The 21,715-nt window shown below is 35.7% G+C and carries 21 protein-coding genes and 1 tRNA gene; 13 read left to right on the top strand and 9 right to left on the bottom strand.

Annotated features, from left to right (window positions below):
* The 3 genes from PXC01_RS06635 to PXC01_RS06625 all read left to right on the top strand — a co-directional run.
* The coding region (locus PXC01_RS06635; protein WP_276471534.1) for a T9SS type A sorting domain-containing protein at positions 1-987 on the top strand (987 nt) is incomplete at its 5' end.
* On the top strand, positions 984-1,652 hold the full coding sequence (locus PXC01_RS06630) for a fibronectin type III domain-containing protein (protein ID WP_276471533.1): 669 nt from the start codon (positions 984-986) through the stop codon (positions 1,650-1,652). The genes PXC01_RS06635 and PXC01_RS06630, both read left to right, overlap by 4 nt.
* An 89-nt stretch (positions 1,653-1,741) precedes the next feature.
* The gene (locus PXC01_RS06625) at positions 1,742-2,050 is read left to right on the top strand and encodes a T9SS type A sorting domain-containing protein (protein WP_276471532.1); all 309 of its coding nucleotides are present in this window, start codon (positions 1,742-1,744) and stop codon (positions 2,048-2,050) included.
* A gap of 56 nt (positions 2,051-2,106) precedes the next feature.
* On the opposite strand, the gene PXC01_RS06620 is transcribed toward PXC01_RS06625, so the two are convergent.
* Together PXC01_RS06620 and PXC01_RS06615 are read right to left on the bottom strand one after the other, a co-directional pair.
* The gene (locus PXC01_RS06620) at positions 2,107-2,613 is read right to left on the bottom strand and encodes a lipocalin family protein (protein WP_276471531.1); all 507 of its coding nucleotides are present in this window, start codon (positions 2,611-2,613) and stop codon (positions 2,107-2,109) included.
* A 92-nt stretch (positions 2,614-2,705) separates the two neighbouring features.
* Positions 2,706-5,336 carry a DUF5916 domain-containing protein gene (locus tag PXC01_RS06615; protein WP_276471530.1) on the bottom strand — a complete coding sequence of 877 codons (2,631 nt, stop codon included), beginning with the start codon at positions 5,334-5,336 and terminating at the stop codon, positions 2,706-2,708.
* A 247-nt stretch (positions 5,337-5,583) separates the two neighbouring features.
* Between PXC01_RS06615 and rplM the strand changes: the two genes are divergently transcribed.
* From rplM to tsf, 4 genes are all read left to right on the top strand, one after another.
* On the top strand, positions 5,584-6,039 hold the full coding sequence (gene rplM, locus PXC01_RS06610) for a 50S ribosomal protein L13 (RefSeq protein ID WP_036151839.1): 456 nt from the start codon (positions 5,584-5,586) through the stop codon (positions 6,037-6,039).
* Between the two features lies 1 nt (position 6,040).
* Complete coding sequence (gene rpsI, locus PXC01_RS06605) at positions 6,041-6,427, top strand: 30S ribosomal protein S9 (RefSeq protein WP_076547268.1); 387 nt, start codon at positions 6,041-6,043, stop codon at positions 6,425-6,427.
* 242 nt (positions 6,428-6,669) lie between these two features.
* Complete coding sequence (gene rpsB / locus PXC01_RS06600) at positions 6,670-7,788, top strand: 30S ribosomal protein S2 (RefSeq protein WP_276471529.1); 1,119 nt, start codon at positions 6,670-6,672, stop codon at positions 7,786-7,788.
* 70 nt (positions 7,789-7,858) lie between these two features.
* Positions 7,859-8,824 (top strand): translation elongation factor Ts, encoded by a 966-nt coding sequence (gene tsf / locus PXC01_RS06595; RefSeq protein ID WP_276471528.1) that lies wholly within the window; start codon positions 7,859-7,861, stop codon positions 8,822-8,824.
* Positions 8,825-8,907: 83 nt separating this feature from the next.
* Here tsf and PXC01_RS06590 read toward each other — a convergent pair whose 3' ends face one another.
* Positions 8,908-10,779, bottom strand: coding sequence for a M61 family metallopeptidase (locus tag PXC01_RS06590; RefSeq protein ID WP_276471527.1), 1,872 nt, complete (start codon positions 10,777-10,779; stop codon positions 8,908-8,910).
* 155 nt (positions 10,780-10,934) lie between these two features.
* On the opposite strand from PXC01_RS06590, the gene pyrH reads away from it, so the two are divergent.
* The 6 genes from pyrH (at position 10,935) to PXC01_RS06560 (ending at position 18,389) form a co-directional block, all read left to right on the top strand.
* A complete protein-coding gene (gene pyrH / locus PXC01_RS06585) occupies positions 10,935-11,642 on the top strand; it encodes a UMP kinase (protein WP_276471526.1) in 708 nt (235 codons plus the stop codon).
* 45 nt (positions 11,643-11,687) lie between these two features.
* Entirely contained in the window at positions 11,688-12,242 is a 555-nt protein-coding gene (frr, locus tag PXC01_RS06580) for a ribosome recycling factor (RefSeq protein WP_276471525.1), read from the top strand.
* A 131-nt stretch (positions 12,243-12,373) separates the two neighbouring features.
* On the top strand, positions 12,374-14,764 hold the full coding sequence (locus PXC01_RS06575) for an efflux RND transporter permease subunit (RefSeq protein WP_276471524.1): 2,391 nt from the start codon (positions 12,374-12,376) through the stop codon (positions 14,762-14,764).
* A gap of 90 nt (positions 14,765-14,854) precedes the next feature.
* A complete protein-coding gene (gene asnS, locus PXC01_RS06570; protein ID WP_276471523.1) occupies positions 14,855-16,288 on the top strand; it encodes an asparagine--tRNA ligase in 1,434 nt (477 codons plus the stop codon).
* 38 nt (positions 16,289-16,326) lie between these two features.
* Positions 16,327-17,784: an RNA polymerase factor sigma-54 gene (gene rpoN / locus PXC01_RS06565; protein WP_276471522.1), complete on the top strand. Its 1,458-nt coding sequence runs from the start codon at positions 16,327-16,329 to the stop codon at positions 17,782-17,784.
* Entirely contained in the window at positions 17,784-18,389 is a 606-nt protein-coding gene (locus tag PXC01_RS06560; RefSeq protein ID WP_276471521.1) for a hypothetical protein, read from the top strand. Before rpoN ends, PXC01_RS06560 begins: the two co-directional genes overlap by 1 nt.
* On the opposite strand, the gene PXC01_RS06555 is transcribed toward PXC01_RS06560, so the two are convergent.
* The 6 genes from PXC01_RS06555 to PXC01_RS06530 all read right to left on the bottom strand — a co-directional run bounded on the left by PXC01_RS06555 (position 18,384) and on the right by PXC01_RS06530 (position 21,645).
* A complete protein-coding gene (locus PXC01_RS06555) occupies positions 18,384-19,052 on the bottom strand; it encodes a porin family protein (RefSeq protein WP_276471520.1) in 669 nt (222 codons plus the stop codon). The two genes, PXC01_RS06560 and PXC01_RS06555, sit on opposite strands and share 6 nt — an antisense overlap.
* Positions 19,053-19,129: 77 nt before the next feature.
* Positions 19,130-19,612, bottom strand: a complete 483-nt coding sequence (locus PXC01_RS06550) for an ExbD/TolR family protein (protein WP_276471519.1) — start codon at positions 19,610-19,612, stop codon at positions 19,130-19,132.
* Between the two features lie 22 nt (positions 19,613-19,634).
* On the bottom strand, positions 19,635-20,258 hold the full coding sequence (locus tag PXC01_RS06545) for an ExbD/TolR family protein (protein WP_276471518.1): 624 nt from the start codon (positions 20,256-20,258) through the stop codon (positions 19,635-19,637).
* A gap of 15 nt (positions 20,259-20,273) precedes the next feature.
* Positions 20,274-20,705 (bottom strand): hypothetical protein, encoded by a 432-nt coding sequence (locus tag PXC01_RS06540; RefSeq protein ID WP_276471517.1) that lies wholly within the window; start codon positions 20,703-20,705, stop codon positions 20,274-20,276.
* Between the two features lie 25 nt (positions 20,706-20,730).
* Entirely contained in the window at positions 20,731-21,480 is a 750-nt protein-coding gene (locus tag PXC01_RS06535; RefSeq protein ID WP_276471516.1) for a MotA/TolQ/ExbB proton channel family protein, read from the bottom strand.
* Positions 21,481-21,557: 77 nt separating this feature from the next.
* Positions 21,558-21,645, bottom strand: a tRNA-Ser gene (locus PXC01_RS06530).
* Between the last annotated feature and the right edge of the window lie 70 nt (positions 21,646-21,715).

Genomic DNA, 21,715 nt, shown 5'->3' with positions numbered 1-21,715 from the left:
ACAGTTGACGCTAATGGCTGTACAATTACAACTGATACAGACTCAGATAACGACGGTGTGGCAGATACAGATGATGATTGCCCAAATACTCCTACAGGAGATACAGTTGACGCTAATGGCTGTACAATTACAACTGATACAGACTCAGATAACGACGGTGTGGCAGATACAGATGATGACTGCCCTGATACGCCTGAAGGTGAGACGGTAGATTCGAGCGGGTGTACGATTTCTGAAAATACACTCCCAGATATTCCAAATGATGGTATTCAAGTAAAAGTAACAAGTACCAGTTGTCCAAATACGGCAAATGGTGAAATCTCTGTTTCTTTCACTGAGGATTACAATTACACGGTTCAAATCACCGGTATGTTACTAGACAACACCTTTGATAACATTAATGCATCAAATGGACTAGTAAGATCAGATCTTTCTTCTGGTTCGTATACGGTTTGTGTAACTATACCAGAGTATCCAAGTTATGAGCAATGCTACACAGTAACCATAGAAACCCCCGAAGAATTCATTTCTGGTAAGACGGTAATTGATTACATTTCACAAAAAGCGAGTGTAGTAGTTTCTGGAAGTAAGAATTACCAAGTTGCAGTGAATGACAAGGTATATTCCTTTGAAGTTGATAATATAGCCAATCAGCAATTATCATTTCCGCTAGACAAAGGAGCTAATGTTATTTCTATAGAAACCGATAAAATTTGCCAAGGTGTTTTTAATGATAGTGTTGTAATTAATAATGCTATTTTGTCTCCGAATCCTGTTGCGGATTTATTACGAGTTGAAGGTCTGAACATCATGACCGAAGCACAAATTATAGTATCTAATGTAAGTGGAGTAACCACATTACAAGAAAGCCGACAAATTAATAACGGCACATTAGAAATGAATATTTCTAACTTATCACCCGGTATGTACATGTTAACTATCGTGGAAGGAGATAAAAAAATCAATTTAAAATTTGTTAAAAAATGAGATTAGCTATAAAATTAATTTTAATGGGAATACTTGTTGCGTCATGCGGTGGCAAGGACAATGACAACCCAACACCACCCGAAGAAAAAGAACTGGGCGCATTCAATCTTGTATTCCCCGAGAACAATTTAATATGTACAGAAGGAGAAGATAATGGTACAGATGGGGTAAGCATAGAATTTCAATGGTCGGGATCTACCAATGCAACTTCTTATGAACTAAAAATTACTAATCAAGAAACCAATTCTATAGACACAAGAACTGTAACCACCACATCACTTACTGTAGGTTTGCCTAAAGGTACCCAATTTTCATGGTCAGTAACTGCCATTTTGGGTTCAAAAACACTACCAAGTGATTCATGGAACTTCTATTCAGAAGGCACAAGTACAGAAAACTTTGCTCCTTTTCCTGCAGAAATTAGCGTTTCGGATAATGGTAACGGTACAGTAACCGTTTCTTGGATAGGTGAAGATTTAGATGACGACTTAGAAAATTATGATGTATATATTGGATCGGGCGAAACTTTAGAATTGATATTAGAAAATACAACATTGCTTAACACCACTTATAACATTACCGCTGGTCAACAGTATGCAATTAAAGTTATTTCAAAAGATAGCAATAACAATTCATCTACCAGCGAAACATTTTTTTCTTTTTAGAAAGTTAAAGTTTACATAAAGCTAGACGAAAATATATCTCTAAAACGTTAGCATATAGCGTACTTCTCTCATGAGGTACGCTATATTTTATGAAAAGGATTTTAATCATTTTAGTTTTTATCATCTTTAACGCTAACCAAGTGGCGGCACAAGATTTTCAAGATGTTAAAGTTTTTCCTAATCCGGCAACCAATGTTATCAATGTACTTGGTCTACAAAATGATGAAAATGCCGCAATAACCATTAGAGATAGTTATGGCAACCAAGTAATTTTTCACCAATGGGAAATTAAAAGAAATTCGCTGAACATTCCTGTTTTCAATCTTAAAAAAGGATTGTATATGATCACCATACGATCTGAACACCAGAATGTAAAAGCCAGATTTTACAAGCAATAAAAAACCCTCACAATTAATGCAAGGGTCATTTTATTTCTATTGTAATTGAATACAGATTATCGTTTCACAAAAATCAATTGCCCGTCTTCTGAAAAGTTAGGAATATCAAGATCACTTGCATCTAATGTCATTACATCACCGTCGATAGTAACACCTATTGCCACTTCCGCTCCGTTCTCATCTATCGTAGTAACAGTCTTACCGTCAAAAGCATATGTACTTTCGCTTTCATCTGAAGCTGTAGGACAAGGAATATCTAAACCCGTAGCAGTAGCGTTAACTTCAATATAGTTTGCAGAGTTAGAAGCGCTTGCCGTTAAGTCTTCATTAAACTGCAGGGTAATAATAAAGCAGTTTTTCTCTGTAAGAAAATCTAATATTTGTTTTCCAAATTTAACATCGTCACTTGCCGTTTCATTATCAATTTCAAGTTCCGTAGCATCCCAAGTACCAACAATTGCAGTACTATTGATTTCCGCTTCATTTTGAATTTCATCTTTATCAGAACTACAGGACAATAGCGTTACTACCACCCCAGCAATTAGTAAAATATGCTTATACATTTTTTTGTTTTTTAGTTGTACATTCCTAAAAACGAAAAAAACTGCCAAATATTTCAAAATTGTACAAACGTCCCAATACCAACTCCTACTTATCAAAGAATAAATCTATACGTTGCCTTCAATAAAATGGTATTATCTTTTTTCCGCCCTAGTATTTGACGGTCTAAATTTCTTCCCAGAGTTTCACTAGGGTTTCCTGCCCCTACTACCCCTTGAGACCAAACCAAAAAGACTTCAGAGCCTGGCACATATTCCCATCTAAGTACCAGATTCGACCGAAACTGTACATAAGAAAAATCTGGATTTTCAATTTGATAATCTACCCTACCATCAAAATCTTCATCTATTAAATAAGTATCATCAAGGGTTGATTTTGAAATTTGATTTTCCGAATACATACTAACGCGATCAGCTAAACGCTCAGCGATAGGATTATTTACAAAATTAAAATTGGTATATGTGCCTCTAGAAATGAAAGGCTCACCATAATATTGAATTGATAAATTAGGATTAATACTATAATTAAAACGAATGGATGTACTAAAGGTCTTTTGATCAATATTACCTGTAATATATCTTGCACTGCCATTAAAACTGCTTTCGGTGACATACTGGGTTTTATTGGGATTATCTTCAAATTCAGAGGAAATAGACAGGCTAAAAGCATCAAAAGGCTGGTAGTTCAACCTAAAAACATATCGTGCCAAAGAGAAGTTATTTTCTGCAGCCTGACTGTTAACGTACCCTAAAGTAAAACTTAATTTTTTTCTACTATCGGAACCAAAGAAAAGATAAGCAAAGCTTTCATCTGACCAACGCCAGCGTGGTCCGCCACGAAGGACGGTATTTGAAAAAATTCTAGGTTTATGCGCCGCCCCAACCTCTGTCCACCAATTATTTTTATAATTTATGAATCCTTCAAACTGATATTGTATTCTATTGTAATTGCCTTCAAAATCATAGGTGGAATATTGGCTTAATTCTAAGTTTGCCCTCCTATAATAATTGGTAGGCTTTATAAAAAGTCTACTAACAGAAGCGGTCTGCTTTATTTCATCTGCTTGCCTTAAAAAACCAATATCATTGAGTTCCAATTCCGGAGAACGCCAAATGACACCTCCGTCATATCTCCAATTACCACCGCCTGCCTTACCTAATTCTATTTTACCACCGGTACCTGTTAGCGAAGTTCTAGTATCATCTACTGAAATATGACGTGCATCAACTCTTTGAAAGAGGTGCGTTATGCTATTTTGTGTTCTTGCAATTGCATCTTCACTACCCGTAACGTGACTACCTACAATATTACCTTCAACATAATAGTTTCTATTCTTCCAATTATGTTTAAAATCAAGTCCGCCCGTATAAGCTCCACTTCTTAAAAAATCTAGATTATCTGGTATGTTTCTATTTGTAGCAGTAAATATTCCACCAATAAAAGAATTTCGTTGATTGAAATCTTTCTGTACTCTACCCACTATATAATTTGTTAATGGCTCTACCAGTTCCGATCTTTTATTACCGGAGACATCTTCAATATCTGCGTACATATTACCAGTTACACTTTCCAACAAACCCAATGACCATCCATTTTTAGTTTTACCAGAAAATTTAGCGGCACCCAAAATTGTACTATTTGTTGGCTGATCAATGAATTCATCTGGTGTCGTTGTTACAAAACCTTGCGGACTTCTTCCTATTCTTCTACTATAAAAAATATTGTCATTACCATCGGCAAACTCATAATCAAAAATATTCTTGTTCTCGATAAAAAAAGGTCGTCGCTCCTCAAAAAAGATTTGAAATCCGTCTAAAGCAATAGCTCCGGGATCGGCATCTACTTGACCAAAGTCCGGGTTTACGGTTAAATCTAAAGTAAGATCATTGGTTAAACCAATTTTGGCATCCAAGCCTACATTTAACCTATAATCACTCCCATCACGAAAAGGGTTTCCTTCCTGTGAAGGATAAGCATCATACTGATTTACCAAAAAAGGCTGAATTTCCAATTGCTTTTGTGGCTGAATATCAATGAGTCCTCTAAGTACACCAAATTCACTTACCCAACCTGGAGCGTCTAAAGAAACAGGCTGCCAAAGAGAACGTTCTTCTGCCCTAAAAAATCTTCTGTTTAACTGAAGCCCCCAAATCTGTTCTTTTTGTTCCCCAAATTTTAATTGACTGAAGGGAATTTTCATTTCTGCCGTCCAACCTTCGGAATCCACTTTAGATGCCGTATACCAAATGGGATTCCAACTGGCATCCCAAAAATCTCCATTTTGCGATATAAACTCATCGCCTTTTACGCCGGCAGCAGAAACGTTAAATGAAAAACCGGTCCTTTTATCATTGTAACTATCAATATTGATCTCTATCCAATCTCCAGAAAAATTATCACGTCTGGCAAGTCTTTTTTCTATTTTAGAAGGAACACTATCATAACAACGAATACCAACGTAAAGAAATTTAGCATCATAGGCAATTTTGAATTTTGTGGCTTGACTTGGTGCCTCTCCGTTGTTAGGGTCAAAAACGGTAAAATCCCCATCCCATGAAACTGTATCCCAAGCTTTATCAGACAATAAGCCGTCAATTGTAATTCCTTCTCCTACCGGAAGTTGTTTGGTAACATATTCCCTTTGTACCTTTGCCGCATCTTTTTGAGCAAATACTGTCGATATAAATAGCAGAAATAAGATACTTTGGAATATACATTTATTCATAATCGTGTGTTCTTTAGTTGATTGATGGTAATAATGTAGAGACACAAAAGAATTGTAATTGTTACAGAAATAGTAATAAAACCAACAAGTTTAACAGTATCTACATGAAGACAAAGTATTTAGATCCTACATTTATTTAAAAAATGTAAAAAAAATAAGAAACAAGTATTTGCAATTCAAGTTAATAATTGTAGATTTGCAGCCCCTTTCTAGGGATTGATTCAAATAATAGTTAAAAATAGCAGTAGTGGATACATTAAGTTATAAGACCGTTTCGGCCAACAGAACAACTGTAAACAAAGAGTGGTTATTGGTAGATGCCGAAGGAGAAACATTAGGACGCATGGCTTCAAAAGTCGCCTATTTGTTAAGAGGAAAGCACAAGCCAAGTTTCACCCCTCATGTTGATTGTGGTGATAATGTTGTTATTATCAACGCAGAAAAAATTGTTCTTACAGGAAACAAGTGGTCTGATAAATCATATATGAGATATACTGGCTATCCAGGTGGTCAACGTACTACTAGTGTAAAACAATTGTTGGACAAAAATCCAGAAGGTATTCTTGAAAAAGCAATAAAAGGAATGTTACCTAAGAACAGATTAGGTGCAGAACTTTTTAGAAACCTTAAAGTTTACGCAGGTACAGAGCACGGTCAGGAAGCTCAAAAGCCTACTGTTGTTAATTTAAAAGACATTAAATAAGATGGAAGTAATTCATAAAATTGGTCGTAGAAAGACCGCTGTAGCTAGAGTATATCTTTCTGATGGTAATGGTGACATCACTATCAACAATAAAGATTTAAGCGTATACTTTCCAACTGCAACACTTCAATACAAAGTAAAACAACCTTTTACATTAACTGAAAGTCTTGATACTTACGACGTAAAAGTAAATGTTTACGGTGGTGGTATCACTGGTCAGGCAGAAGCTATTCGCCTTGCTTTATCTAGAGCAATGTGTGAGATCGATGCTGAAAACAGAACCATCTTAAAGCCAGAAGGTCTATTGACTAGAGATCCAAGAATGGTTGAACGTAAGAAATTCGGTCAGAAGAAAGCACGTAAAAAATTCCAATTCTCGAAACGTTAATTCAAGATTACAAGAGTACCGGGCACCCTTTTTGGGTGCCTATTTTTATATTTTATCACACTGGGAAACCAGATTATTAACAAGTTCATTGAAAGTCCTTTCAGGACAATTAAAAATCCTTTAATTCCTAAAAATTGAAGGTAAGATTAGTTTAGCATCTAAATGATGAAGGCTTCTTGATATTATTATTCGAGATACCACTTTGTTATTGCTAATTCAAAAGAACGTAAACTAAATTTAAAATGGCGAGAGTCGAAGTAAAACAATTATTAGAAGCAGGTGTACATTTTGGTCACCTTACAAGAAAGTGGAATCCGAACATGGCTCCTTACATCTACATGGAGCGTAATGGTATTCACGTAATCAACCTTTACAAAACAGTTGCAAAATTAGACGAGACCAATGAGGCTCTTAGCAAGATTGCGGCATCAGGTAGAAAAATACTTTTCGTAGCTACCAAAAAACAAGCAAAAGATATCGTTGCTGAAAAAGCGGCGGCAGTAAACATGCCTTACATCACAGAAAGATGGCCAGGTGGTATGTTGACCAACTTTGTTACTATCCGTAAAGCTGTTAAGAAAATGGCTTCTATTGATCGTATGAAGAAAGACGGCACTTTCCTTACATTATCTAAAAAAGAAAGATTGCAAGTTGACCGTTTACGTGCAAAATTAGAAAAGAACTTAGGTTCTATTTCTGAAATGACCCGTTTACCAGGTGCTTTGTTCATCGTTGATACAATGAGAGAACACATTGCAGTAAAAGAAGCTCAAAAATTGAACATTCCTATTTTTGCAATGGTAGATACCAACTGTGACCCTAGAGATGTAGATTACCTTATTCCTTCTAACGATGATGCATCCAAGTCAATTGACATCATTATGACAGAAGTAACAAATGCAGTTGCCGAAGGTCTTGCTGAACGTAAAGCAGAAAAAGGTGATGCTGCAGAAAAAAAGGAAAAAGCTCCTAAGAAAAAAGCTGTTGCAGAAACGCCAGCTCCATCTCCTGCAAAAGTTGACACCAAGCCGGCACCTATGGTTGACAACGTACCAAACGTTGAAGTAAATGTTGAGGCTACTAAAGAAGCTGTTGCAAACGATACTAAAGCAGACGATTTAACGAAAGTTGAAGGTATTGGACCAAAAGCAGCCGAAGCATTAGTTGCTGCCGGTATAGCTACATTCGCTGACCTTTCTAAAGGTGAAGCTGAAAAAATCAAAGAAATCTTAACAGAAGCAAGTTCTAGAATGGCTCACTTGGATCCAACATCTTGGCCAAAGCAAGCTAAAATGGCTGCAGAGGGTAAGTGGGACGAACTTAAAGAATGGCAAGACAACACCAAAGGTGGTGTAGAATAAGTTATTCTATTTTTGATATAAATAAATCTAAGAACAACCCATTAAAACGGGTATCCTAAAAGAAAATAAAATGGCAAAAATTACCGCCGCAGAAGTAAATAAATTAAGAAAAGCGACTGGCGCTGGAATGATGGATTGTAAAAACGCTTTGGTAGAGGCCGAAGGTGATTTTGACAAAGCAATCGAAGTGCTTCGTAAAAAAGGACAAAAAGTAGCAGCGAAAAGAGCAGACAGAGAATCGTCAGAAGGTGCTGCAATTGCTAAGTTGAATTCTGACCAAACTGTTGGTGTTGCCATAGTACTTGGTTGTGAAACTGACTTCGTTGGTAAAAATGAGAACTTTCTTGCCCTTGCCGATCAGTTAGCTGAAATAGCACTTAACTGTAACTCTAAAGAGGAACTTTTAGCTGCTGATTTTGGAGGTATGACAGTTGCTGACAAATTAGTTGAGCAAACTGGTGTTATTGGTGAGAAATTAGAAATCACTGCTTTTGAAAAATTAGAAGCACCATACGTTGGTTCTTACGTTCACATTAACAAGATTGCTGCTTTAGTCGGTCTTTCCGCTAAAGTTGATACTGCTGATGTGTTGGCTAAAGACGTTTCTATGCAAGTTGCTTCAATGGGTGCGACTACATTATCTTATAAAGATTTCGACCCTACATTTGTAGCTGCCGAAACAGAAGCTAGAATAGCTGTTATTGAAAAAGACAATGAAGAATTAGGTCGTTTAGGTAAAACACTTAAAAATGTACCTCAGTATATTTCAATGTCGCAATTGACTCCTGAAGTTATGGCTCAAGCAGAAGAAGATGCTAAAGCGCAATTACAAGCTGAAGGTAAACCTGAGAAAATTTGGGATAAAATTCTTCCGGGAAAAATGGAAAGATTCGTATCTGACAATACCACTTTAGATCAAGAGCAGTGTTTATTAGATCAAAACTTCATTAAAGATGAGAAAATCAACGTTGGTAAATATGTTGAATCTCATGGTGATGTTTCTGTTCTAGGTTTTAAACGTGTAACCGTAGGTTAATTACAATACAACTAACTCAATAAAAAACCGTCTTACTGTAAAAAGTAGACGGTTTTTTTTATTTTCAAAGTTTAAGCTTAATTCTAATTCTTCAACCAAGCATTACGCAACTTAACAGTTTCCTGAGACACCCCTTCCAGAGCAACCACCTTTGTTGCTTTTTTAACAGGTTTACCTACAGGACCTTCTACCGAAATCAATTCGCCATCTCTTTCAACAGTCATATTGACTACTGTCTCTGGTGTCCAACCAAAACTCTCTCCTATTATAGGTCTAAGACTTTCAAGATTGATGTCTTTACCGTTGATAGTTCTGAAAATATCCCCACCTTTTAATTTTAAGCCATCAAAGAAAGAATTCAACGTTATATTCTTGCGAATAAATACCACACTGTCGTTTTGAACATCCACATCCATATAAGGCACTTGTCCATCAAAAAAGTATCCTGTTGCTTCCTCTACCTCTTTTGTAGCTAAACCAACTTTTGCAAAATATTCATCATAATCTATCGGTGTCGTTCCAATAACATGCTTATTAAAGAATGCACCAACTTCTGGGTATGTCATGGAAATTATTTCACCGAATAAAGCAGCATCTTCAAAAGGAACATCTGTACCATATTTTTTAGATAATTCCTTCATTAACCAAAGCATACCTTTCTCCCCATTACTTTTTTCTCTCAAAATAATATCCAAACACATGTTAATCAAAGCACCTTTCTCATAAACGTTAGCATAATTTGGCTCATAAGGCTGCTCCAAAATATTCTTGCTCATTTTCGTAAAAGACATACTATCATCATAAAACTTAGAATTGGTAATTTTACCCAACATGCGCTCGTAAAAATCCTCTTCTGTAATTAGACCTTGCTGAATCTGAAACAAATTGGCAAAGTATTCTGTCGTACCCTCATACATCCATAAATGCTCTGACATTTTAGGGTCGTTAAAATCAAAATACTGAATCTCTTTTGAGTGAACGGATAATGGAGTTACGATATGAAAAAATTCGTGTGAAACCACATCTACCATAGCTTGCTCTAAACGACCAATGTCCATAGCTTCAGGCAAAACAACTACTGTTGAAGTATGATGCTCTAATGCACCATAACCATGAGCGTCAGGCACATTAACATCAGACATATACAATAGAATACTATATTCTTTAGTGCTATCTACATCTCCAAGGAATTTCTTCTGAGCCCCCATCATACTAACCATCCTCTCCTTTAAATCAGAAGCCTTATAAACATTATTTGGCGAATAAACACTTAAGGTTACCGTAATACCATTTATCTCAAAGGTTTCAGTATTCGGTCTTGCATACATAATCGGATTATCTATAACTTCAAAATAACGTTTTGCCGAAAAGGCATCCCATTGAGAATCAGGTTTTCTATCCGTCGTAAAAGCAAGTGATGTAGTAGCGACCAAATCAGCTGGTTTATTTATATTGATAGCGTATGGCACTTCTTTAAAGTTATCAAAATAACCTACGAAACCATGCAGATTGAGCATAAAATTACTGCCTGCGGAAATATTGGTTCCAGCAGGTGAAAATACCGCATCTTCCACATCATTTTCAGTATCATAAGTGTCATTGACCAAATACTCAATTCTATCCAATTGAACAGCGCTTGAAATACTCCAGCTATTGTCATCAAGTTTTGTACTTTCTAACACATTACCTTTATAATCTATAGCCTTAAAAGCTTCAATATACTTTCCGTAATTGTCAGAGCTATATGTTCCAGGTACAGTTTTAGGAATTCTAAATACAACTGTTGATGTACTAAAAGCACCGGGATCTACAACTACCTGCACCTTATCATCAACAATATTGATCAAGTCAATAGAAATAATAACAGGACTTTTTTCAATGGACAATAGCGCTTTACCGGCCCCACATGCATTAAGCAACAATGCCAAAACGACAATTAAAACATTTTTTTTCATAAAAAACTTCATATGTGAATATTTAAAAATCAACGTTACCAAAGATAGATAATATGTTATGACAACATCTTAACGATTTATGTTTTGCTTCAACTAATTATTGGCTACGCCCATCAAATATTTTCATTATTTTTGATGGCAAATAAAAAATTAAGATGCACTACAAAAGAATTCTTCTGAAATTAAGCGGTGAAGCCTTAATGGGCGAAAAACAATACGGCATAGACTCTAATCGTCTAAATGAATATGCAGAAGAAATTAAAGAAGTAGTTGATAAAGGTATAGAAGTGGCTATAGTAATTGGCGGCGGTAATATCTTTCGTGGATTAGCAGGTGCAGCAACCGGTATGGACAGGGTTCAAGGTGACCATATGGGTATGTTGGCTACCGTAATAAATGGTTTGGCATTACAAAGTGCCCTAGAAATGAACGGTGTACAGACCAGACTTCAAAGTGCCATTAAAATTAACGAAGTTGCCGAGCCTTTCATCAGAAGACGTGCAATGAGACATTTAGAAAAAGGAAGAGTTGTTATCTTTGGCGGAGGCACAGGTAATCCTTACTTTACTACAGATTCTGCCGCCGTATTACGTGCCATTGAAATTGAAGCGGATGTTATACTAAAAGGAACGCGTGTAGATGGTATTTATACTGCTGATCCGGAAAAAGACAAAAGCGCCACGAAATTTGACAGTATCTCTTTCTCAGAGGTGCTTAACAAAGGGCTTAAAGTTATGGATACTACGGCCTTTACACTTAGTCAAGAAAATGAACTACCCATTGTAGTTTTTGATATGAACAAAAAAGGAAACTTATTGAAAATTGTTGACGGCCAAACTATTGGTACAACGGTTAACTTATAATTTTCGGTACAGTTTATGTTATTGAGATAATAATATACTTATTATATGGACGAAGAAGTACAATTTGTTTTAGACGCTACAAAAGAAGGCATGAATGCCGCTATAGCGCACTTGGAACGAGAATTTTTAAAGATTAGAGCTGGAAAAGCCAGCCCAACAATGTTATCATCGGTAATGGTCGATTACTACGGGTCACAAACTCCATTATCTCAAGTAGCCAATGTAAACACCCCGGACGGTAGAACAATTTCTGTTCAACCATGGGAAAAAAACATGCTTCAAGAAATTGAAAAAGCTATCATGAATGCCAATTTAGGCTTTAACCCAATGAACAATGGTGACATGATTATCATTAACGTTCCACCTTTGACAGAAGAGCGTAGAATTCAACTTACAAAGCAAGCCAAAGCAGAAGCAGAACACGCCAAAGTAGGTGTACGCAGCGCAAGGCAAGATGCTAATAAAGAAATTAAGGATTTAGATATTTCTGAAGATTTTCAAAAAAACGCGACTGCAGATGTTCAAGATCTAACTGATCTATTTACTAAGAAAATTGAAGATTTCTTGGCAAAAAAAGAAGCTGAAATCATGAAAGTCTGATCATAGATATGTTAATTAAGATACAAAGCTACCTCAATTAGGGTAGCTTTATTTTTTTGTAAAAAATTTAAACTTTTCAGTTTAGGAACAGATGTAGGTAATAGTTACCTTTGCGACCTGCAAAAACAGTTATGGTAGCTAAACTTACGAAAGGATTTTGGCCAAAAACGGCAAACATAATTCTACGAAACAGAATCCTGATTTTACTATTGATTACCGGTTTTACGGTATTTATGGGTTGGCAATGGCAATACATGCGATTTTCCAGCTCCCAAACGAACTTACTACCAGATGACCATCCTGTAAATATTCAATATCAAAATTTTCTGAGCAAATTTGGTGAAGAAGGCAATGCAGTTGTTTTTGCAATACGTGATAGCGCTTTGTTCACACCAACCAATTTTAATAGATGGAACAAGCTTAGCAAGCAACTTGCCGCTTTCCCAGAAGTGGAGTTCGTTATTTCAACGGATAACTTAAAAGAACTTATCAAAGATAAAGACAAACAAGAATTTGTAATGCGCCCGCTTATTAACGGCGAACTAAAGTCTAAACAAGAAATAGACAGCATCACCAACCATCTTTTCAATGACGTTCCCTTTTACAATAATTTACTTTACAATAAAGAAAGTAAAACAATTAGAACCATTGTCAATTTAGATAAGGATATTGTAAACACATCGGTACGTAAGGATTTTATTCTTCAGGACATAAACACCTTAGTCAAAAAATTTGAAGAAGAGACAAATTTAGACGTTCACATATCTGGCATGCCGTATGTGAGAACCATGAACTCGCAAAATATTATTGATGAAATAGGAAAATTTATTTTAGCGGCACTAGGTGTTACCTCATTAATTTTCTTTTTCTTTTTCAGAAGTATTAGGGCTACGTTTATTTCAATGTGTGTTGTAATTATTGGTGTAATGTGGGCCTTTGGTCTACTTGGCTTATTACAGTATGAAATAACAGTTCTTACGGCACTTATTCCGCCATTAATTATAGTTATTGGTATTCCCAACTGTATTTTCCTGATAAATAAATACCAACAAGAAGTTAAAAAACATGGTAATCAGGCCCTTTCACTGCAACGGGTAATTTCTAAAATTGGAAATGCGACCTTAATGACCAACATTACTACAGCATCTGGTTTTGCAACTTTCATTGTAACGGACAGTACATTGTTGAAGGAATTCGGCATAGTTGCTTCTATTAATATCTTGGGGATATTTGTATTATCGCTATTAATAATACCTATTGTTTATAGCTTTATGCCCCTACCAAAAACAAAGCATTTAAAACATTTGAACAAAAAATGGATCGATGCATTTGTTCAATGGATGGAACGTATTGTGAGACATAGAAGAATTACAGTTTATATTGTATCTATATGTTTGTTGGTGGTTAGTATTATTGGTATTTACCAAATAAGAATATCTGGCAGTCCTATAGAGGACATGCCTAAGAATGCTGAATTTTTTCATGACATTCGCTTTTTTGAAAAAGAGTTCAAAGGTATTATGCCCGTAGAGATTGTGGTAGACACCAAAACACCAAAGGGAGTTTTAAAACCTGTAACTCTTAAACGCATGAATCAGCTTGGAGAGGTAATAGAAGAGATTCCTGAACTTTCTACACCTGTTTCCGTTGTAAACCTGGTTAAATATTCCAAGCAGGCCTTTTACAACGGTATTCCAAAATACTACCAATTGCCTACCAGCCAGGAAAACACGTTCATAATGGATGTTGCCCGCAAATCTGGCAATAATGGAGACCTGCTTAAATCATTTGTTGATAGCACCGGGCAAACCGCCAGAATGACAACATTTATGCGAGACGTAAATACCAGCCGCATGGAAGAAATAGAAGAACGCTTACTAGAGAATATTACTAAAATATTCCCGGTAGAACGTTATGAGGTCTATATGACAGGTAGTGCATTGTTATTCCTTAAAGGAACCAAATACTTGGTTAAAAATCTAATCATGTCACTTGCCTTGGCCATTGGTCTAATTGCATTGTTTATGGCATACCTTTTTAGATCATTTAGAATGATCGTAATTTCACTGATTCCCAATTTATTGCCACTTGTCATTACTGCGGGAATTATGGGATTTGTAGGCGTACCTATAAAACCTTCTACTATTCTAGTATTTAGTATAGCCTTTGGTATTTCGGTAGATGATACTATACATTTTCTGGCAAAGTATAGACAAGAACTTACCGCAAACAATTGGCGTATTGAAAAATCAGTATATAATGCATTGAGAGAAACAGGCGTAAGTATGTTTTACACTTCAATAGTATTGTTTTTCGGATTTTCCGTTTTTGTGATATCCAATTTTGGTGGTACGGTTGCCTTAGGTTCATTAGTCTCGGCAACATTGTTATTAGCTATGTTGGCCAACTTAATTTTACTACCTTCCCTGCTGCTATCACTAGAAAAAAGTATAGCCAACAAACAAACACTTAAAAAACCACAAATAGATATTTTACCTCATGATGAAAACAATAACCAATAATATCTTTTCATCGCAAGTTATATAGCTATTTAAGCCCTCTATTTTTCAACAAAATCCTATATTTGGGACTATAATTTTCAATACAATATCATGCGTTTAGCAACAATAAAAGAACTACTGGCAAGTAAAAACTTACTACAAGAAACCACTATTAAAGGTTGGGTAAGAACCTTTAGAAGTAATAGATTTATAGCATTGAACGACGGCTCAACACTGAGCACCATACAATGTGTAGTTGATTTTGAAAATTTTGATGAAGAACTATTAAAAAAAATTAATACGGGAGCTGCTGTAAAAGTAACCGGTACACTTGTTGAAAGTCAAGGACGCGGACAGTCAGTTGAGATACAAGTTAGTGCTCTAGAAGTTTTAGGTGAGGCCGATCCTGAAGAATACCCTATTCAACCAAAAAAACATTCCTTGGAATTTCTTAGGGAAAAAGCACATTTAAGAATACGCACCAATACATTTGCGGCAATTATGCGTGTAAGGTCTACCTTATCTTTTGCCATTCATAACTACTTTAGAGAAAACGGTTTCAACTATTTCCATGCTCCTATTATTACAGGGTCCGATGCTGAAGGAGCAGGTGAAATGTTCAGGGTAACAACACTTGATGAAAAGAATCCGCCATTGAACGAAGAAGGAGAAGTCAATTATAAAGAAGATTTTTTTGGAAAAGAAACAAACCTAACAGTTTCCGGCCAATTGGAAGCAGAAGCTTACGCAATGGCCTTAGGAAAAGTATATACATTTGGACCAACATTTAGAGCTGAAAATTCAAATACATCTAGACATTTAGCAGAATTTTGGATGATCGAACCTGAAATGGCCTTTTTTGATCTAGATGCCAATATGGATTTAGCAGAAGACTTCATAAAGAGTGTTATTTCTTACACGCTAGAGCATTGTCAAGAAGATTTAGAGTTTTTGGAAAAGAGATTGTTAGACGAAGAAAAAAGTAAGCCACAAGCTCAACGTAGCGAAATGCCTTTAATTGAAAAATTGAAGTTTGTAGCAAATAACAATTTCAAAAGAGTCAGTTATACGGAAGCAATAGATATCCTTAAAAACTGCAAGCCCAACAAAAAGAAAAAATTCTCTTATATAATTGAGGAATGGGGTGCTGATCTACAAAGTGAACATGAGCGTTACTTGGTAGAAAAGCATTTTAAATGTCCAGTTATATTATTTGATTACCCAGCAAAAATAAAAGCGTTCTATATGCGCTTGAACGAAGATGGCAAAACGGTTAGAGCCATGGACATCTTATTTCCTGGAATAGGGGAAATTGTAGGTGGATCACAAAGAGAGGAACGTTTAGATGTGCTTAAAGCGAAAGTTAAGGAACTGGGCATTGACGAAAAGGAACTTTGGTGGTATCTAGATTTAAGAAAATTTGGTACTGCAGAGCACAGCGGATTTGGACTTGGTTTTGAACGATTGGTACTTTTTGCTACAGGCATGGGCAATATTAGAGATGTAATACCGTTTCCTAGAACACCGCAAAATGCCGAATTTTAAACGGATTTAATTACTTTTACAAGTACTAGAATATAGTAATGCTGAAACAACACCTTTCATTTAAACTATCTCAAAAGTTATCTCCTCAACAAATTCAATTGATGAAGCTAATTCAATTGCCTACGCAAGCATTTGAACAGCGACTAAAACAGGAATTAGAGGAGAATCCGGCTTTAGAAACCGGCAAAGAGGATGTTGAAAGCACTACTGACGACTATGATGATATTTATGATGACACGACTGATAATGAGTCCATCAACACAGAAGACATCAACATAGATGACTATTTAAGTGATGATGAAATTCCAGATTATCGCACCAAAGCTAACAATTACAGTTCAGACGATGAGGAAAAGAGTGTTCCTTACGCCGCAGGCACATCGTTCAACCAATATTTATTGAACCAACTAAATACTGTTTATCTTACAGATAACGAATGGAATATTGCAGAGTTCCTAGTTGGTAGTGTTGATGAAAGCGGATATATACGCAGACCTATCGCAGATATTATGGACGATTTGGCCTTCACACAAAACGTATATACGGATGAAGAAACTATTACCAGAATACTATCAATTGTCCAAGAATTAGATCCTCCAGGTGTTGGAGCTCGATCTTTGGAAGAATGCTTAATAATACAACTTGAACGTAAAGAAATTACGCCAAGTATTGAACTAGCTACTGAAATTCTTAGAAAGTCTTTTGAGCATTTTACTAAAAAACATTATCAAAAATTAATTCAAAAACATAATATTACCGAAGCTGAACTAAAAGAAGCCATTGGAGAAATTGAGAAATTGAACCCTAAGCCAGGCGGCTCATATTCCGGCAATAACCGAATTGTTGAGCACGTAGTACCGGATTTTGCCATTAGAATCACTGAAGGAGAACTAGAGCTTACACTTAACGGTAGAAATGCCCCAGAACTACACGTATCCAGAGAGTATAGCAATATGCTTAAAGGGTACAAAGAGGCAAAAGAGAAGTCTAAGTCCCAGAAAGATACCGTGATGTTCATTAAGCAAAAGTTAGATGCTGCAAAATGGTTTATAGATGCTATAAGACAACGTCAGCAGACCTTATACATTACTATGAACTCAATTATGCAATATCAAAAAGAATATTTCTTGACAGGAGATGAGCGTAACCTGAGACCTATGATATTGAAAGATATTGCCGATGAAATTGGTATGGACGTTTCTACGGTTTCTAGGGTTGCCAACAGCAAATACGTGGATACTCCATATGGCACCAAACTCATTAAAGAATACTTCTCCGAGTCTATGAAGAATGAGCAAGGAGAAGATGTTTCTACTAAAGAGATAAAGAAAATCTTAGAAACCGTTATCCAGAACGAACCTAAGAAAAAACCTCTAACGGATGACAAACTTGCTACAATTTTAAAAGAAAAAGGCTATCCTATTGCAAGGAGAACGGTTGCCAAATACAGAGAGCAACTTAATATTCCCGTAGCACGTATGAGAAAAGAAATTTAATGAAGCTTTTCTCTACTATAATCTCATATATCCTACACCCCCTTTTCATACCTCTTGGTGGTACTGTTGCATACTTTCTTATAACACCCAAGTATACTCCACTAGAAATACAGAGTGCCAGCATTCTACCTATTTTCATCTTAACGGTTATTATTCCTATCATCACTTTTTTTATTTTAAGAAATCTAGGTCTGGTAGAATCCCTCTCACTACATACGATACAAGAAAGAAAATATCCGCTCTACATTCACGCTTCTATTCTTCTTTTAATCCTTTATAAGGTTATTCCTAATAATTATGTTAGTGAGCTATACTTTTATTTTACAGGACTTCTAGGAGCTACTATAGCGTGTATATTATTACTATTTTTTAATTTTAAAGTAAGTCTACATACCGTTGGTGTTAGTGGCCTCTTAATGTATTTGATTAATTTAAGCATACATTTTGAAATCAATCTGATCATAGCGATCAGCTTTTTCATTTTAGCTACAGGAAGTATCATAACCGCTAGATTAGCCCTAAAAGCTCACACTGGAATAGAAGTAATAATTGGTCTTTTAATTGGACTTTTATCGCAATTATTGACCGTAAGGTTCTGGTTATAGAATATAAAAAATAAGTCCTATCCGCAATGGTCGATATTGTAGTACCTCTCCATTAACCGAAGCAGAACCGTTGAACAACTCTGTTAAGGAATAGTATGCGTTAATATTAAAAGTATTATAACCAAAACTAAAGGTAAGACCGTACTGAAATTCATTAAGGTCCGTATTCTTAAATCCACTACTAATGTCCCCTAAATCATACTTTGATCGCGCACCTAACACATACGCTGCTTTAATACCTCCATATAAACGCCAAAACTTATATTCTTCTGCGGTAGAGTTACGCCATCTAAATTCTAAAGGAAATTCCAATAAATGTGTTTCTAACTTACTTCTGGTAATATCATCGTTTATACTATAAGAAATAGTTTCACCGGAAATATCTGCGACTAAATTAGAGTAATAACTATTCAACGCAAAACCTGCTCCTATACCAATAGCCTTAGTTCCTGTACGATTTAAAGGAATATCTTTTATTATACCAGCTTGCAGACCATAAGATAAATTACGTTGATTAGAACCCTCAGGATGGTTCAATATAAAATTATAGGACAACCCCAGATAAAACTGATCCTCTAAATATCTCTTATAAACAACACTATCGTTAGCAACTTGAGCATTGGTATAAAGAGTACTTAATAAAAATAAAATAACAATACGCATGAAGTAAAGTTAATGAAATAAAAAACGCTTCAAATAAATTTGAAGCGTTTTGAAAATGTGATATTCTACTTAACTAACTATTGTAGATTATTGAAAGCATCACCTTCATAGGTAGTATAATTTACCTTTAAGGCATTTACTTTTCTTAACTCTTGTTTAATATCGGATATCAATCCCATATTTGCGTTCTTATCAACCTTAAGTGCTGTAGTCAATACATTTTGAATTTCCTGAGGCTTTTTAGCTCTTTCCATTAAAATATAATCACCAACTTCTGAAGGACTAGCGAATTTATCGTTCAATTGAATTTTTGGCTCAGACCCAAACGTTTTCTCAAATTCCTTTGTTGGCTTCCCAACATAAATATAGATAACACGATCTTTCTTTTCCAACTTCTTAACTTCACTAGCATTTGGAAGTACGTTTTCAACTTTCAAGGAACTATCCTTCATAACGGTTACCGTCATAAAGAAAAACAAAAGCATAAATACAATGTCAGGAAGGGAAGCTGTTGATACCGCTGGTACCTCTCCATCTTTTTTCTTTGCAAATTTTGACATAGTGTTACTTTTAATTTATTAATTATTCGCTTGAAGTTTCAGCTTCAGATAATTTCTGAGGAAACAAACCTTGTATTCTAGTCACCTTCTCCTTTAGTTCTTCCTTTACGGAATCTTCAGTTTCAGGGTTCAAATACTCAGCTTCCATTTCAACATAATCTTTGCCGAATAAACGCTTAGCTTCTCTATTTCTAAGATCGTTGTATGCACCTACTAGCTCATTCTGAACTGTTATGTACGTACTGTATTTTGTTTCACGATCATTTTTCAAAGAGATAATTGCTTTTGTCGGGTTATCCGAAGATTCAGCATCACGTTTACCTTTACAGTAGTTACAGTAATCAGGACTTCCTGATGGTGCTCCACCGTTATCTAAAAACGCAATTGCTTTTTCACGCAATTTATCTATTGAAAGAATCTCATCTTCCACCAACAATTGACCATTTCGGTTAATATTCACCGTAAAAATGTTCTTCTGTTTAATAATTGGTGGCGCTTCAGTAGGTGGCTCCATTGGCGGCAACATACGATCCAATCCTGCATCAGTTTCAATAGTAGTAGTTACCAAGAAAAAGATAAGTAAAAGGAAAGCTATGTCTGCCATTGAACCCGCACTTACTTCTGGTGCTCCTGCTCTTCTAGCCATAGTTTTCTTATTTTATTATTTACTAAACATGTTTTTAACAGCTGGTATAACTAAAGATAGTACAGCGATTATAGTAAGGATAAAAAATACATTCAATCCCATTCCTATATTCTTAATAGTACCCTCATCTGTCATAGCGGCGTACTCAGGATCAACATCCGTTCCACTAGCCAAAACATAAGAAACCCCAACTACTAATAAAAAACCACCAACAACGAACAACGTCTTCTTAAGACCTTGTGGGTTTGAAAATAAGTTTTTTAATGTAAACACTAAACTTACTACAACAGCAACACCCAATAAAAGGTAAGTAATAATAAACATTGTGTTCAAAGCTCCACTTTGAGCAGCTTCAGCTGCCGGCATATCTGAACTTGGCAATAAATACCATAGTATAGCACTTAATACACCTATAGCAATTAATGCTATTTTAATAATTTTTTGCATAATTTTTAGGTATTAAAAGTGATACTTATTTTTTGTGATCTACCAACATATCGATCAATGTAATAGAAGAGTCTTCCATATCATTAACGATGCTATCAATTTTAGCGATAATATAGTTATAGAAAATTTGAAGGATAATTGCCGTAATAAGACCGAATACCGTTGTTAATAATGCAACCTGAATATCACCTGCAATAAGAGATGCACTTAAGTTACCAACAGCTGCAATCTTTTGGAAGGCCGCAATCATACCAATTACCGTACCCATGAAACCAAGCATTGGTGCAATAGCGATAAATAAAGATAACCAAGAAACGTTTTTCTCTAATTGACCCATTTGAACTCCACCGTAAGCCACAACAGCTTTTTCCGCAGACTCAATGCTCTCACCAGCTCTATCCAAACCTTGGTAGTAGATAGAAGCAACAGGACCTTTTGTATTTCTACAAACCTCTTTTGCAGCTTCAACACCACCAGATGCCAATGCGTCTTCAACTTGTTGTTTCAACTTAGTAGAATTTGTACTAGCCATGTTCAAATAAATAATTCTTTCAATAGCAACTGCAAGACCAAGAATCAAACACAAAAGAACGATACCCATGAAACCGGCACCACCAGTAATGAACATCTCCTTTAATAGTTGAGTGAATCCTCTTTCCGCTTCAGCTCCTCCTTCTTGAACTAGCAAAGCTACTGCTGCTACTTTTGCACTTACAATATTTGTACCTGCTACAAATGCCCCAGCGACTGCTAGGCTTGGGAATAATTTTTTCATTTTTTCAAACTTAAATTAGTTAGTTAATAGGGTTAAAGATAAAAAAAAAACAATATAAAAAAAGTAAAACTTACTTGCAGAGAGGAAGGGATTCGAACCCTCGATACCCTTTTGGGGTATACACACTTTCCAGGCGTGCGCCTTCGACCACTCGGCCACCTCTCTAAGATACCTTTTTTAAGGGTGGGCAAATAACAAAAAAAATATTGGTTTAAGAAATTAAAGCACTGTTAAA

The sequence above is a fragment of the Maribacter huludaoensis genome, from assembly GCF_029350945.1.
GTDB lineage: Bacteria > Bacteroidota > Bacteroidia > Flavobacteriales > Flavobacteriaceae > Maribacter > Maribacter huludaoensis.
The sequence above is the reverse complement of the archived record's forward strand: the minus strand, read 5'-3'. Positions and strand labels throughout refer to the sequence as shown.

Excerpts from the sequence above, each read along its gene's own strand:
- PXC01_RS06630 (WP_276471533.1), top strand. The coding sequence starts at position 984 with ATGAGATTAGCTATAAAATTAATTTTAATGGGAATACTTGTTGCGTCA.
- PXC01_RS06625 (WP_276471532.1), top strand. The coding sequence starts at position 1,742 with ATGAAAAGGATTTTAATCATTTTAGTTTTTATCATCTTTAACGCTAAC.
- PXC01_RS06620 (WP_276471531.1), bottom strand. The coding sequence starts at position 2,613 with ATGTATAAGCATATTTTACTAATTGCTGGGGTGGTAGTAACGCTATTG.
- PXC01_RS06615 (WP_276471530.1), bottom strand. The coding sequence starts at position 5,336 with ATGAATAAATGTATATTCCAAAGTATCTTATTTCTGCTATTTATATCG.
- rpsI (WP_076547268.1), top strand. The coding sequence starts at position 6,041 with ATGGAAGTAATTCATAAAATTGGTCGTAGAAAGACCGCTGTAGCTAGA.
- rpsB (WP_276471529.1), top strand. The coding sequence starts at position 6,670 with ATGGCGAGAGTCGAAGTAAAACAATTATTAGAAGCAGGTGTACATTTT.
- tsf (WP_276471528.1), top strand. The coding sequence starts at position 7,859 with ATGGCAAAAATTACCGCCGCAGAAGTAAATAAATTAAGAAAAGCGACT.
- PXC01_RS06590 (WP_276471527.1), bottom strand. The coding sequence starts at position 10,779 with ATGAAAAAAAATGTTTTAATTGTCGTTTTGGCATTGTTGCTTAATGCA.
- pyrH (WP_276471526.1), top strand. The coding sequence starts at position 10,935 with ATGCACTACAAAAGAATTCTTCTGAAATTAAGCGGTGAAGCCTTAATG.
- frr (WP_276471525.1), top strand. The coding sequence starts at position 11,688 with ATGGACGAAGAAGTACAATTTGTTTTAGACGCTACAAAAGAAGGCATG.
- PXC01_RS06575 (WP_276471524.1), top strand. The coding sequence starts at position 12,374 with ATGGTAGCTAAACTTACGAAAGGATTTTGGCCAAAAACGGCAAACATA.
- asnS (WP_276471523.1), top strand. The coding sequence starts at position 14,855 with ATGCGTTTAGCAACAATAAAAGAACTACTGGCAAGTAAAAACTTACTA.
- rpoN (WP_276471522.1), top strand. The coding sequence starts at position 16,327 with ATGCTGAAACAACACCTTTCATTTAAACTATCTCAAAAGTTATCTCCT.
- PXC01_RS06560 (WP_276471521.1), top strand. The coding sequence starts at position 17,784 with ATGAAGCTTTTCTCTACTATAATCTCATATATCCTACACCCCCTTTTC.
- PXC01_RS06555 (WP_276471520.1), bottom strand. The coding sequence starts at position 19,052 with ATGCGTATTGTTATTTTATTTTTATTAAGTACTCTTTATACCAATGCT.
- PXC01_RS06550 (WP_276471519.1), bottom strand. The coding sequence starts at position 19,612 with ATGTCAAAATTTGCAAAGAAAAAAGATGGAGAGGTACCAGCGGTATCA.
- PXC01_RS06545 (WP_276471518.1), bottom strand. The coding sequence starts at position 20,258 with ATGGCTAGAAGAGCAGGAGCACCAGAAGTAAGTGCGGGTTCAATGGCA.
- PXC01_RS06540 (WP_276471517.1), bottom strand. The coding sequence starts at position 20,705 with ATGCAAAAAATTATTAAAATAGCATTAATTGCTATAGGTGTATTAAGT.
- PXC01_RS06535 (WP_276471516.1), bottom strand. The coding sequence starts at position 21,480 with ATGAAAAAATTATTCCCAAGCCTAGCAGTCGCTGGGGCATTTGTAGCA.